Raw genomic sequence first — 13,567 nt, forward strand, 5'->3', positions numbered from 1 at the left:
AAGGTTTATCGCGGTTTAGTTCTTCGCCTTTAAAAAACACACCGGTAAGGCTTTTGCCAATTAATGGATTGATCTTAGTTCCATTAAAAGTGGTCGGATATTTGGCCCCGGCCACATCATAAAATGTAGGAGCTAAATCCACCAAGTGCGCAGTACCTCTTTCGATAGTGTTTGCCTTGATCTTTCCGGGAAACCAGGCGATCAGTGGCGAGCTCATGCCACCTTCGTATAAAGCGCCTTTAAACGACCGCAATGGGGAATTAGAAACGAATGACCAGTTTTTGCCCTGCGATTCGAATGAACCGGAGGTACCTACAGGCCCTATGTTTCGGGCAGCATGTACCTTGCCGTGTGCAACGTCTTCTGCAGGGGCGCCATTATCTGATATGAAAACGATAAGCGTATTATCATCTTTTTTCAGTGCTTTTAATTTATCAAGCACTTTGCCTACGTTTTGGTCCATACGGTCAACCATGGCGGCATAAACCTCCATCTTTGATTTCCACAGTTGCTGCTCATCATAGGTCAGGTTATCCCAATTGGGGACTTCAGCGTCCCTGATCGCAACAGGCTGTGCCGGGTCGCGCAGTCCTAAAGTTACCTGCCTGGCCAGGCGTTCTTTACGCAGCGAATCCCAGCCAATATTATAACGCCCTTTGTATTTGGCTATATCTTCTGGTAATGCCTGTAAAGGCCAGTGCGGCGCATTAAATGTGAGGTATAAAAAGAATGGTTTATTGGTTTTGCTTTGTTCATCCAAAAACTTTGCGGCATGGTCACCGATCTCATCCGTCATATAGTAGCTGTCATCGGGCTTATGCCAGCGTTTGTTATCTTCTTCAATAATTACCGGATATTTTGCACCACCAAGCGGCATGTAGCCGGTATTGAAATAATTTGCTGCGCCGCCGATAATGCCGAAGAAATGATCAAACCCGCGTTGGTTTGGCCAGCTTGTACTGTCATTACCCACATGCCATTTACCCGACATTAACGTGCTGTAACCATTTTGCTTCAGCACCTCAGCCAAAGTAAGAGACTCTTTATTCAGATACCCCTGGTAAGCCGGTAAGCCCAGGTTTTGGTCGAAATAACCTATGCCTGCCTTATGCTGGTCCTGCCCGGTTAGTATAGAAGCACGGGTTGGTGCACAGATGGCGTTGTTATAAAACTCCTTTAAGCGCAGGCCCTGTGATGCCAGCCTGTCCAAATTTGGTGTATGGATCTCTGATCCGTATGATCCCAGGTCGCCGTAGCCCATGTCATCAACAACGATGAGAATAATATTAGGCTTTTTACTTTGAGCATTTACCTGCTGAAAGCCTGCGCCGACCATCATGAGGGCAGCATAGGCAATACGTAACTTTTTCATTTATTTTTGAGGGGTTGGTGGTGTAGTATTAATCATTGATTGCTGATTTGGTTTGGCGAAACTCGATCTTTTGTGGATCCGCAGTTTGAAAACATCATCCCAATCAATAAACGGATAGATATTGTTCTTTTTAGCCTGCTCATCAAACAGGGCCTGCAACTCTTTCAGCTTTTCGGGATATTTAGCAGCAAGGTCAATACGTTCGTTAAAGTCCTGGTTTAAATTATACAGTTCCCATTTGTCCTTGTTATAATCCCTTGAAGTATCCGCAGCATTTCGCGATGTATTAAAGAAAGATGAACTATGTGCCGCTTCGGCTTTCCAGCCATCCTTATAAATTGAGCGGGAGCCAAATATGTAATAATACTGCAGGTTATGGCGTGCAGGTGCATTGGCGTTATCAAAAGAGTAAACCAGTGATGTTCCCTGCAGGGTATCCTGTTTTACACCTTTTATGTATTCGGGCAGTTTAATACCTAAAAACTCTAAAGTGGTAGGCACCAGATCGCTCACATGGCTGTATTGTGTGCGGATACCGCCTTTATCTTTAATTCCCTTGGGATAAAAAACGATGAGCGGGTTACGCGTACCGCCTTCTGAATTAGCATCCTGCTTCCAGTATTTAAAAGGCGTATTAGCGGCCTGGGCCCAACCAAGCGGATAGTTTGCCTCGGTGCCCTCAGGTGTACCTATTTCGTCAATTTTGTTAAGGTTATATTTAATGGTTTCACTTTCCGACTGGCCGTTAACCAGTATAGAGCGGTCGATATCGCCATTCTGTGATCCTTCCTTACTTGCACCGTTATCGCCAATCACTACAAATATCAGTGTATTATCCAGCTGATCACTTTGTTTGAGGTAGCTGATCAGGCGTTCTGTTTCATGATCGGTATAGGTAAGGTAACCGGCATAAACCTCCATAAAACGGGCATAAAGTTTCTTTTCATCGGCCGATAATGTATTCCAGGCTTTTATGCCGGCATTACGCGGCGGCAATACGGCATTTTTCGGGATGATGCCTTTGCGCTTTTGCTCAGCAAATACTTTCTCCCTGAAAACATCCCAGCCTTCGTCAAACTTGCCTTTATACAGGTCGCTCCATTCCTTTGCTACCTGGTGCGGGGCATGTGTAGCACCGGGCGCGTAATACAAAAAGAATGGCTTATCGGGTGCTACTTTATGTTGCCTTGTAATGTAGCTGATAGCCTTATCTGTTATCTGCTCACTCAGGTGACGCCCATCAGGCGTAACATGCGCGTTATCTTCAACCAGATCGGGTTTGTACTGGTCTGTTTGTGAACCCAGAAAACCGAAGAAATGATCAAATCCTTTACCGCTCGGCCAACGGTCAAACGGTCCTGCATCTGTAGCGTCCTCATCGGGTGTTAAGCCGTATTTGCCGACTGCAAAGGTGTTATAACCGTTTTCGCGAAGGATCTCGGCAATAGTACCTTTATCAGCAGGGATCCGGCCATCATAGCCAGGAAAACCAGCCGACAATATGGTATGGGCAAAGCCCCCCATATGCACATAATGATGGTTACGGCCGGTAAGCAAAGCGGCCCTGGTAGGCGCGCAAATAGCAGCGGTATGAAAATTGGTATAACGCAAACCGTTATTAGCCAGGCTATCGTAAGTAGGCGTGTTAATAACACCGCCAAAGGCACTTGTTGCCCCAAAACCCACATCGTCAAGCAATATCCAAATGACATTTGGGGCGCCTTTCGGTGCTTTAACTGGCGCAGGCCACCATTCTTTTGATTCGGCAAGCGTTTTGCCAACCTGTCCCTCGTAAACCGGGGCCTGCCCGTTTTGAGCAAAGGCCATTACCGATGTTAAGGCCAGCGCAGTACCCGAAAGTAATGTGGCCCTTACGGCTTCATAAATAGTTTTATTTGTTTTCATGTTTTTAGTGTAACAATAGTTATTTAATGGATTAAGAGGCCGGCAGATCATTGATAGAGACCACCGTAGCAAGTTGATAATCGGGCTGTTGCACATTTTTGATCTCTTGCCCGGTTTCCTGATCTATATCGGCCCGTACTACCGGCCCACGGTGCGACAGCTCACTCCCCTCTTTTTTTGATTTGAAAATAGGCCACAGGAGCTGCGCATACCATTCATCGCCTTCATAGTGCGATATGCCGTAAGCCTTCGGGTATTTTCGGGATATATGGGCCGTACCGAACACCACATCCCACAAAAAGAACATATTACCAAAATTCCCTTTATAGTAACCAACCCCATCATCAGTTGAGCTGGAGTGGTGCGCATGGTGGGTGGCCGGGGTAGATATGAGCCGCTCCAACACCCAGGCCACCGGGTGCAGTATTTTGTATTTATAAAATGGCTTATCCCATTTAATACTTGAATGCGCAAAAGTTACGATCAATGTTTTTAACGCCCTCACAAATATTGCCGGGTAGCCCAGGCCCATATAAACCAATATGGTAGTAAGATAGATCTGTGAAAACAGGAAGGTATAAATGACATTTTGCCTGCTGGCCATGGCCATCCCCATGTACGGGGCTGAATGATGGGTACGGTGAAAACGCCATAAAAATGGCACCTGGTGGTGCAACCGGTGATACCAGTACTGGGTAAGATCATCGGCTACCGCGATGATGATAAAGCCCCAGATAAAAGGCACCCATGAAAGGATGTTTTGGTATTGTGGTATAGCATGCGGTAAAAACTTCAGGCCGAAATAGGCGGTTACAGGAGCCAGCACCAACGGCGGAAAGATAAAACTGGCGATATCAAGTAACCGCTCGTTCTTTGTCCATCGTTTCTCATACAATCCGAGCGAAAACTCCAGGATGCCCAGCAGCAGTATCAATGCAGGGAAGCCGAGGCCGTTTAAGCTTTGTGAAATGGTTTCCAAAAACTTGATCATAGCTTTTTGTTTATAGGGTTATTGAAGCTGTTTTTTTAATGGCGGGTTTACCCAGGTGGCTTTATCAGCCAGGTAGCTATCTGAAGGGATATAGATGCGCAGGATCACGTTAAACGAATCTGCCGGGGCAGGAAGCCAGTTAGCTTCTTTACCGGCACCGGGGTTTTCATGCTGTACATAAATATCCAGCGAGCCATCGGCATTGAATTTCAGCGGGTTCCTGTCGCCAATGGCGTAACGCTTTATGGGGTTATCGGCCAGGTACCTGTCTTTGTCATACATCGTCAACGACCAGAATGCTTTTGCCGGTGGCAGCTTATTGGGTTCAAAATGGATAACGTACTTATTCGTGCCATCCAAAGGCGCTTTATCGGCATCTTCCGCATAAGCGATATAAGTGGCTTCCTCCGGTGTCAGCGCGCCAAGGCCCTTATAGGCAACAACGGCACGGGTGAGATAATCGGTTTTGTAGTGACCCAATTTTGTGCCGTTTGTAGGCTTAAAATCAGTTCGCTTCTGCGTATCAAAAGCCTGGAATATTTGCTCAGGAACTGAACTTAACGCCGTTTGCGTATCCTTATCAAAATCACCAAGTCTGAAAGTGCGCCCGGCCCCGATACCTATCGCCGCCAATGACCTTAGCGTTGCCGAATCAGCCGGCAATCCGGGGTTTTTCACCAGCAGCGCATTCAGGTAATTGAAATAATCTTCAACCGGCAGTTGCTTAACAGCCTGTACCACATTAAGCTGGTGGGCCTGCGCGGCCTTTAGCTGCGGCAGGTTTACATTATAGGTTGTGATCTTTTTAGGTGTAACTGCATCGGCCTTACCCCAATTACTTAATAAAGTGATCCTGAACTGGTCCTGGATCTTGCTCACAAAATTGGCCTGGTCATCAGGGCTGTTCACCTGGATCCGGCCTATGATCCAGACCAGGTCTGTTGGCGCCTTTATTTCCTTTATGCCCTCAGGAAGCGTGCCTTTCCAATGCGGGCCGGTAACAATATAGGTTTGCGGGCCGGTACCTGTAGTTCTTTTACCAAAAGTGGCAAAAACGTTTGTCCAGGCATCCATTAGCGGCACTACGTAATAACGGTTATGCGTATCCGGGATGGTCAGCACAACGGCATCGTCGCCAAGGTCTAAAAAAGCGCTGGAGTAATTGGTATCGTTATTGGGTGCCACCACCAGGCGCGAGGTATGGTCAGGAAATTTATGTCCGTGGGCATAAATATTGTTAGGTGCACCACTCGCCTGTCTGGTAAAATCAGTAAATACAGCCGGCAAACCGTAAACATAGGCCAACCGGGCTGCCTTGAGCACTTCTTCCTTACTTAGCTTATTCTTGCCCTTATGCTCCCGATCATAACGTTTTTTTCCGGGGAGGCTTATTGCGTTGCTATTGATCACCATAAACCCGAAAATCCCGGTAAGTACAAGTGCTTTAAAATATCTTTTCATCTGGTATCTGTTTGAAAGCTGCCGTCCGCAACCGGCAGCTTTTCATTTTGAATTAGTTGGTATACCCAGGGTTCTGCGTAAGGCCCGGGTTCAGGCTGATCTCGCTTTGCGGGATCGGGAACAGGTAGTTTTTGGCACTTACGTTGGTTTTTGAAGCTACTTTCGAAACCGCTTCAACAAGTTTACCTGTGCGGGCCAGGTCAAACCAGCGCTGGGCTTCCTGCACAAACTCGCGCCTTCTCTCGGCATACAGCGAATCTCTGAAAGCAGCCTGTGAAAGTCCCGGAGTAAGATCTCCGGTATTAGCACGGTTCCTTACCTGGTTAATGCCGCTGTAAGCTTCACTTGTTGCCCCGTTAAGTTCATTTGTGGCTTCGGCATACATCAGCAACACATCCGCATAGCGCAGTATCGGAAAGTTAATGCTGCTTTGGTTAGATGTAAGCAGCACCGTCCTGTCCACATATTTGCCAAAATAAAATGTGGGATAAACTTTGGTTACCCCGGTTGAAGGGTTTACCAGGGATGTATAAAAAGTTGCTGCCCTGCGGGTGTCATTGCCGCTGAACTGCTTATAAACCGAGCTATCAGCAGGTATGTCGGCAGGTACACTGATGCCAAACCCTGTAAATGCTGCGCCCATTAGCGTACTGCTGTTTCCAAGCCCTCCGTTAGCATCTAACTGGGCCGAAAAGATATGCTCTTTCCCGTTTTTGGTCGCTTTTGCAAACAGGTCACCGTAGTTGGCCACCAATCCATAACCATACGGCCCGCTGATGATCTCTTTTGCTTTGGCAACGGCGTTAGTCCAGTCCTTTTGAGTAAGGTAAACTTTAAGCAACAGCGTTTTAGCAGCGCCGCCGGTGGCCCGACCAATATCCGCACCCGTATAAGCAGCGGGTAGGCTTTGCGCATCCGTCAAATCGGCAATGATCTGCTTGTAGACATCGGCGGCAGGGCTCCTGTTGGTCTTCAGACTGTTCAAGTCTGTAGATGTAGGGTCATGCAGCACAAGAGGCACATCTCCCCAAAAACGCACCAGGTCAAAATAAAACAGGGCGCGTAAAAATTTAGCTTCCAACACCAGCCGGTTACGGGTAGTTTGATCAAAGGACATTTTCGAAATCTGGTCGATAGCTACGTTAGCCCGGCTAATGCCCGTGTATAACTGGCGCCAAAGCACCTGTACCCTGTCATTGGTTGCCGTATAGGTAATTGCACTCAGCGACCTCACGTTTGGATTAATTGCCGAAGGGCCGGCAGAAAGGTCATCCGTGGTCATATCGGCCAGGAAATTGATCTCCCTGCCGTAAAGTGGTTGTTCGGAGCCATCGCTTACCAGTTCACCGTAAACTGCTGTCAAGCCGGCCACAGCATCTGCCTGGGTAACAAAAAACTGTTCTTTAACTATAACCCCGGTTGGGTTTTCGCTCAGTTTATTGCAGGAGAGAAGCAAAGTTGTAATGCCTATCAGTATATATATCTTTTTCATTATTGTTCTGTGTTTTTAGAAAGTGACGTTTAAGCCTACAATGAAAGTTTTGTAGTTGGGGTAGGCACCAAAATCTATCCCCTGGGCTGTATTATTCTGTTCAAAGGAGTTTACCTCGGGGTCATAACCCTTGTATTTGGTTATGGTAGCTAGGTTTTGGGCTGACACATAAATGCGCAGCTGTTTGGCCCGGATCTTATTGATGAGGGAACCGTTAAATGTGTAACCCAGCACCACGTTTTTCAGGCGCAGGTAAGACCCGGTCTCGATATATCTGTCTGACATTTGGGCTACGGGAGAATTGGCGGCACGCGTTACGTCATTAGTAGGATTAGAAGGTGTCCAGCGATCTGCTACGCTGGCATACGCGTTAGATGATAAATTGGTGAGCTCCAGTTGCTGACGCAAAGCATTGTAGATCTTGTTACCGTATGAACCCTGGAAAAACACCAAAAGATCAATGCGGTGGTAAGAGAAGCTGTTGGTAAAGCTGCCTGTAAACTTCGGCTGCGAACTGCCTAGGTTTGTTTTATCGGCCGCGGTGATCACCCCGTCATGGTTCGTGTCCACATATTTGCGGTCGCCGGGTTTGGTATTTGCTTTGGTGTCCAGCGTCGGGGAGCTATTTATTTCGTCGACAGATTGAAAAATGCCGGCTGTTTGATAGCCCCAGAAGGTGCCCAGCGGCAAGCCAACTTTGATATTAACAGGTTGTAAAACTCCCAATGTAGTACTTGGCACTACCGGGAAAAATGAAGTTTGAGTTGCGCCAAGGCTCAATACTTTATTACGGTTTAAGGCATATACTATGGATGTTTTCCAGGTAAAAGCCCCGCCGCTGATGTTTTCAGTATTAATACCTAATTCCAGCCCCTTGTTCTGCACACTGCCTATGTTTTGGAGCGAAGTGGAATAGCCCGTTGACAATGGGATCGGAATGCTAAGTAACAGATCGTTTGTTTTTTTATAATAAGCATCCAGCGTTAGGTTGATACGGTTATCCAATAATCCAACATCAATGCCGGCATCATACTGTTTGGTTTTTTCCCATTTCAGGTTTGGGTTGGACAGCCTGTTGGCCGCGAAGCCGGTGATCAGCACACTATTGAAATCATAATTAACCGGAGAAAGCGTTGCCAGCGACTGGTATTGCCCTATCTCCTGGTTACCGGTTTCACCCGCGCTTAAACGGACCTTCAGGCTGCTGATGGATTTGATATTTTTAATAAAATCTTCCTGTGCAGCATTCCAGGAAAAACCTGCAGATGGAAAGTAGCCCCATTTATTTCCTGCTCCAAATCGGGATGAACCATCGGCCCTGCCCGATAAGGTGAGGTTATATTTATGTTCAAAAGAGTAATTGATCCTGGCCAGGTAAGAGTTCAGCGCCCAGCTGTATGAACTTGATGTTGGTGTGGATGTCTGGGAACCACTTTGCAGGCTATTGTAAGTAGTGCTGCTATTAACAAAGTTTTTGGAACCGGCGGTTACCGCCTCGCCTGTTGACCGTTGAGTGGTATAACCGGCCAGGATATTGATGAAATGCTTATTATCAAAAGCCTTATCATAAGTAAGCGTATTTTCATTGAGCCAGGTGTTTACGGTGGCATTGCCCACACTTGCAATGCCTACAACAGCATACCCGTTGGCTGTATTAGGCCCGGCAAAATAGTTTTGCTTGGTACTGATCAGATCGGCACCAACACTCACTTTTGCTTTTAAGCCGGGTATTAAAGTGTATTCGCCATAAAAATTACCGAGCGACCGGTTGATATTCGTTTTATTGATCACCGAAAGCAAGTCGTTTATCGGGTTTGATGGCACACTGGTGTAAGGGTTTACCAAATTATAGTTGCCGCTTGCATCTTTGATTGGTACAACAGGCGATGTGGTGATGATACTCGTGATGAGGTTCGGGCTGCTAAGACCGGAAGAACCGTTATTACTTGCTGCACCTGTTGTGGTTGAATAACTGGTAGTGGTGTTAAGGCCGATCTTGAATTTGGAAGATATATCCCGCTCATAGTTTGCCCTGAGTGAATACCGCTTAAAATTGGTATTGATGACAATACCATCCTGACTGAAATAATTACCAGATATGGCAAACCTGGAGCGTTCATCACCTCCGCTGAAGCTTAATTCATGGTTTTGCACCGGTGCATGGCGAAAAGCGGCATCCTGCCAGTCGCTGCCTGTGCCGAGTGCGGCGATCTGGTCGGCGGTAAAAGATGGTGCCTGACCTGTGCTCGCCAGGATATCATTACGTAAGCTGGCCCATTGAGCAGCGTTTAGCAGCGGCAAGGTTTTGGTGATCCTTTGCTGTCCGTAATAAGCTCCGTAAGAAACGTCGGTGGTTCCTTTTCTTCCTTTTTTTGTTGTGATGAGGATCACACCATTCGCACCCCTTGAGCCGTAAATAGCAGTAGCCGATGCATCCTTCAGTATCTCTATAGATTCGATATCTGAAGGGTTGATGGTTGACAAAGCGTTTACCCCTGCCCCCGAACCAGCGCCGGTTGAAACGCTGGCATTATCGTTATAAACAGGAAAACCATCGATAACGTAGAGCGGCTCATTGCCACCGGTAATGGAATTACCGCCACGGATGCGGATACTGGCAGATGCACCCGGCTGACCAGAGCTTTGAGTTACGTTTACACCCGGTGCCGATCCCCTCAGCAGATTATCCACCGAAGATGATACCTGGTTAAGATTTTCTTTAGGAACGGAAGAGATTGAGCCGGTGATATCGCTTTTTTTCTGGGTTCCGTAACCTACTACTACAACGTCGGTTAGTAGGTTAACAGCCGGTTTCAGTTCTATCTGCACCGGGCTGCCGTTCACCGTAAGTTCAACTTTATCGTAGCCAACAAAGCTCACCAGTAAAGTGTAGGGAAACTTCTGACCAGTAACAAAATTAAACTCACCATCGGCATTGGTAGCCACCGCGTGAGTAGTGCCTTTGATACGAACTACAACACCCGGAATTGGCTGCTTGTTACTGGCGTCAACCACTTTACCGTACAGTTTGGAGTTGATGACCGATGCGCTGTTTGCCTGGCCAAAAGATGCAAAAGGCAGAAAGATAAGGAGAAAAACAGCTGCTCGCCTGAATACTTTAAAGTCGCGAAAAAGGCTTAAATTATTGGCATGGAGATATATTTCCATATATTTAGATTGTTTTGTATTAATGAATAAATTAATGTAGGACGGGTGAGGGCGATCAGTTAGTGATTGGCGTTACAGGCTGATCAGCCGTCAGAAACCACCGGCAAGGCTTCCTTGCCGGTGGCATTTAAGGGCATAGCAAGTCAGTATTATTTCATCTTTCAGGGGTTAAAGGATGTTAAAAAATTGAATGTTTTAGACGCTACCATTTACTCTCGCAGGGCAAACGATCTCAAAATAAGCAGGATGCTGAGCGGATTAGCAACAACAGACGAAACAGCACAGGCACTGTTCGGTGATAGGGAAAGAAGATTTATTTAGTCCTTTCGAAGGATCCAAAAAAGCAATCATGGTGGAGTTTTTACACGACAAATATAAAAGAATTTATTTAAACTACTAACTCTATGGGAATTATATTTTTTATTTGAATAAATCGCATATTTTATCCAGGATTTACAGGTTGCGCAAACAAATTTAATGGTCTGCAAAGAAGAAAAATCAAAATCCAGGCGGCTTTCAAGCGGTCAAACAGCAGCTGAGAAAGTTAAAAGGAGCGTGAGGGCGAAAACAATGAGCCTTTTGAAGAGAGATTGCAATGGGAAGCCCGGCCCCGAAGATAATGGCATATATCTGAAATAGGAAGAAGCAGAACCGAAGCTTAACTAAACAAACAACGCAATTACCTCATGGCAATTGCGTTGTTTAGTGATCTTCCTCTATTCATGCCAGGGACATTTCATCCCCGGCATTAAAACTTTTGTCTTTAATTTTTATTCAAAAACCTAAAACCAATATGAAGATTAAAGGCAGCGAATAGTACCGCCATCTACACGGAGTATAGAACCGCTGATATAGTTGGCAAAAGGGCTGCATAGGTAAGCCACTGCACCGGCAACCTCTTCAGGTTCTCCAAATCTCCCGGTATCATTAGGGATCAATTCCTGTACCGCCTTATATTTGATCTCCTCCGGGTCTGTCCCCCATCCAAATTTCGGAGCTGCATTTTGTAACCACTCTTCCACCATCGGATTGATAATTGCGCCTGGCGATACTATATTAGAAGTAATACCCGAGTCTTTGAGGCTCCTGGCAAGGGAAACCGACATATTATGACGGGCGGCAAGCGTCGCGTTATAGTGAGGTTGTTCCTTTATCGGCTGTATGGCGAGGCCACCGCCAATATGAATTACCCTTCCCCATCCAAGATGCTTCATTTGCGGAACGATGCGCTGCACCATCCGCACATAAGAAACAACGTTGTTATTATAGATCGATAGCCAATCTTCGGTCGATGCTTCCCCCCAGGATTTGTGGGAGGTTTCCCCTGCATTGTTGACCAGGATATCTATTTGTCCTGACTTAAGCGCCGCCGCTGCCACTGCATCCGCACCTTCATCTGTTGACAGGTCGCCTACAGCCAGTTCCGCCAATCCACCTGCCTTCAATATGGCAGTTACCACTTTCTCTGCCCTGTCTGTGTTGCGGCCATGAATAATTACTGTAGCCCCCTCATTCGCGAGCATTTTTGCAATCGCCTCCCCTAATCCCGAGCTTGAGCCCGTTATGAGGGCCCGTTTGCCCTTTAATTGTAAATCCATTTTTATAGTTTATTAGTTTATTGATATTTTTTGTTTGGTGCATAACCAAACGACTTTTTATAGGCAAATGAAAAGTGTGACAGGTCCTCGAACCCCAGGTCGAGATAGATTTCAGAAGGCCTTTCATTTTTCTCTTCGATCAGGAACTTTGCCTCCTGTAACCTTTTCCGGACAAGCCACCTGCTCGGGCTGGTTTGATATAGCTTCTCAAAATCACGTTTGAACCCCGAAAGGCTCCGCCCGGTCAAAAACGCAAACCGGTCTATACCTACATTGTACCGGTAATGGCTGTTCATGAACGCCTCGAGATCTATTTTGCCAGGTTCACTGAAATCAAAAAGGATATTTTTAAACCCGGGATCGTTTTGGATGAGCAATAATATCAGCTCCCGTGTTTTAAGCGCAACTATCCGCTCATCCGGCTGCCCCTGTTGCAGATATGGCACAAGCGAATCAACAAATCCTTTGAGCAAATTATCAGGCCTGATCAGCAGCGGACCACCGGAATGATCCCCTTCCTGCGCAGCCAGATTATACAGATCACTCATTTCCCGTAGTGTGGATTGATCAATATGTACCGAGATTGATTTGAAGCTGCCGCCGACAGGGCTTTTGACGTACCTGGACAACTGGTTTCTTCTGAAAAACCGAAAGTCGCCTTCGCTGAAAGTGTACTTCTTATCACCCAGCCAAACCTCATTATACCCGCTGATGATATAACTAAAAATATGATCCGCTACAAAAGCTTCGCCCTCTATCTTTGCACCTGAATACGAGTTCAACAGCAATTTGGGGCCCGATCCAGATTGTGCTACCCGAACTTCCGGGTTTTTATTCTGGCATTCCATAATAATTAGCTGATAATTACTTTGGCCTCTAATTGTTCCTCCAAACCATATATGCCACCTTCCCTGCCAATGCCGGACTGTTTAAATCCACCGAAAGGCGCCAATGCATCATGATAAAGGGTGTTGATAGCAACCCGACCCGCGTTAATCTGATCTGCAACCCGTTGGGCCCTTGCCATATCAGACGAGCTTACGTATGCGTGTAACCCGTATATGGTATCATTAGCTATCGCGATAGCCTCTTCTTCTGTTTTGTAAGTAAGAACGGATAATACAGGGCCAAAAATCTCTTCCCTGGCAATAGTCATGTCATTGGTCACCCCGGTGAATACGGTAGGTTTCACATAAAAGCCGTCCTGAAGCCCTTCCGGTTTGCCAAGGCCACCAACCAACAGTTCTGCCCCCTCGTCCAAACCAACCTGAATATAGTGCTGAATGCGTTCAAATTGTTTGCTGCTGGCCAGCGGGCCAATCGCAGTTTGCTCGTCATGCGGGTTGCCTACTTTCAAAGTAGCAACATGTTCAAGAATTAACCTTTTTACTTCCGGCAGCAACGATTCCGGAACCAATAACCGGGTACCGGCAATACATGCCTGGCCGTTGTTCATAAACCCTGAATTGACAGCCATCGGGATGGCTGTTTTTAGATCAGCATCGTCAAGGATAATATTGGGCGATTTGCCGCTGAGCTCAAGCGTAACGCGTTTCATGGTATCAACCGCATTGCGGGCT

Annotated in this window: 10 protein-coding genes; 1 reads left to right on the forward strand and 9 read right to left on the reverse strand. The window is 46.6% G+C overall.

The genetic code is table 11. The features are described 5' to 3' along the window. The 6 genes from VF500_RS12640 to VF500_RS12665 form a co-directional block, all read right to left on the reverse strand. On the reverse strand, positions 1–1,372 hold a 1,372-nt coding region (locus VF500_RS12640), incomplete at its 3' end, for an arylsulfatase (RefSeq protein ID WP_330860018.1). After that, positions 1,373–3,277, reverse strand: coding sequence for an arylsulfatase (locus tag VF500_RS12645; RefSeq protein WP_330860019.1), 1,905 nt, complete (start codon positions 3,275–3,277; stop codon positions 1,373–1,375). Between the two features lie 31 nt (positions 3,278–3,308). Continuing rightward, complete coding sequence (locus VF500_RS12650; RefSeq protein WP_330860020.1) at positions 3,309–4,268, reverse strand: sterol desaturase family protein; 960 nt, start codon at positions 4,266–4,268, stop codon at positions 3,309–3,311. Between the two features lie 18 nt (positions 4,269–4,286). Then, positions 4,287–5,729 (reverse strand): DUF1254 domain-containing protein, encoded by a 1,443-nt coding sequence (locus VF500_RS12655; protein WP_330860021.1) that lies wholly within the window; start codon positions 5,727–5,729, stop codon positions 4,287–4,289. A gap of 52 nt (positions 5,730–5,781) precedes the next feature. Next, complete coding sequence (locus VF500_RS12660; RefSeq protein ID WP_330860022.1) at positions 5,782–7,221, reverse strand: RagB/SusD family nutrient uptake outer membrane protein; 1,440 nt, start codon at positions 7,219–7,221, stop codon at positions 5,782–5,784. A gap of 15 nt (positions 7,222–7,236) precedes the next feature. Then, entirely contained in the window at positions 7,237–10,389 is a 3,153-nt protein-coding gene (locus tag VF500_RS12665; protein ID WP_330860023.1) for a TonB-dependent receptor, read from the reverse strand. A gap of 66 nt (positions 10,390–10,455) precedes the next feature. On the opposite strand from VF500_RS12665, the gene VF500_RS12670 reads away from it, so the two are divergent. After that, positions 10,456–10,710, forward strand: coding sequence for a hypothetical protein (locus VF500_RS12670; protein WP_330860024.1), 255 nt, complete (start codon positions 10,456–10,458; stop codon positions 10,708–10,710). 479 nt (positions 10,711–11,189) lie between these two features. On the opposite strand, the gene VF500_RS12675 is transcribed toward VF500_RS12670, so the two are convergent. From VF500_RS12675 to VF500_RS12685, 3 genes are all read right to left on the reverse strand, one after another. Further along, a complete protein-coding gene (locus VF500_RS12675) occupies positions 11,190–11,987 on the reverse strand; it encodes an SDR family NAD(P)-dependent oxidoreductase (protein ID WP_330860025.1) in 798 nt (265 codons plus the stop codon). Between the two features lie 17 nt (positions 11,988–12,004). Next, positions 12,005–12,835, reverse strand: a complete 831-nt coding sequence (locus VF500_RS12680; protein ID WP_330860026.1) for an AraC family transcriptional regulator — start codon at positions 12,833–12,835, stop codon at positions 12,005–12,007. Positions 12,836–12,840: 5 nt separating this feature from the next. Next, positions 12,841–13,567, reverse strand: a 727-nt coding sequence (locus VF500_RS12685) for an aldehyde dehydrogenase family protein (RefSeq protein ID WP_330860027.1), incomplete at its 5' end; no start/stop codon positions are given.

It is taken from the genome of Mucilaginibacter sp. (genome assembly GCF_036383575.1).
Classification (GTDB): Bacteria; Bacteroidota; Bacteroidia; order Sphingobacteriales; family Sphingobacteriaceae; genus Mucilaginibacter.

Bases quoted from the DNA above. Each gene is read 5' to 3' on its own strand.
- VF500_RS12645 (WP_330860019.1), bottom strand. From the start codon at position 3,277: ATGAAAACAAATAAAACTATTTATGAAGCCGTAAGGGCCACATTACTT.
- VF500_RS12660 (WP_330860022.1), bottom strand. From the start codon at position 7,221: ATGAAAAAGATATATATACTGATAGGCATTACAACTTTGCTTCTCTCC.
- VF500_RS12655 (WP_330860021.1), bottom strand. From the start codon at position 5,729: ATGAAAAGATATTTTAAAGCACTTGTACTTACCGGGATTTTCGGGTTT.
- VF500_RS12680 (WP_330860026.1), bottom strand. From the start codon at position 12,835: ATGGAATGCCAGAATAAAAACCCGGAAGTTCGGGTAGCACAATCTGGA.
- VF500_RS12665 (WP_330860023.1), bottom strand. From the start codon at position 10,389: ATGGAAATATATCTCCATGCCAATAATTTAAGCCTTTTTCGCGACTTT.
- VF500_RS12675 (WP_330860025.1), bottom strand. From the start codon at position 11,987: ATGGATTTACAATTAAAGGGCAAACGGGCCCTCATAACGGGCTCAAGC.
- VF500_RS12650 (WP_330860020.1), bottom strand. From the start codon at position 4,268: ATGATCAAGTTTTTGGAAACCATTTCACAAAGCTTAAACGGCCTCGGC.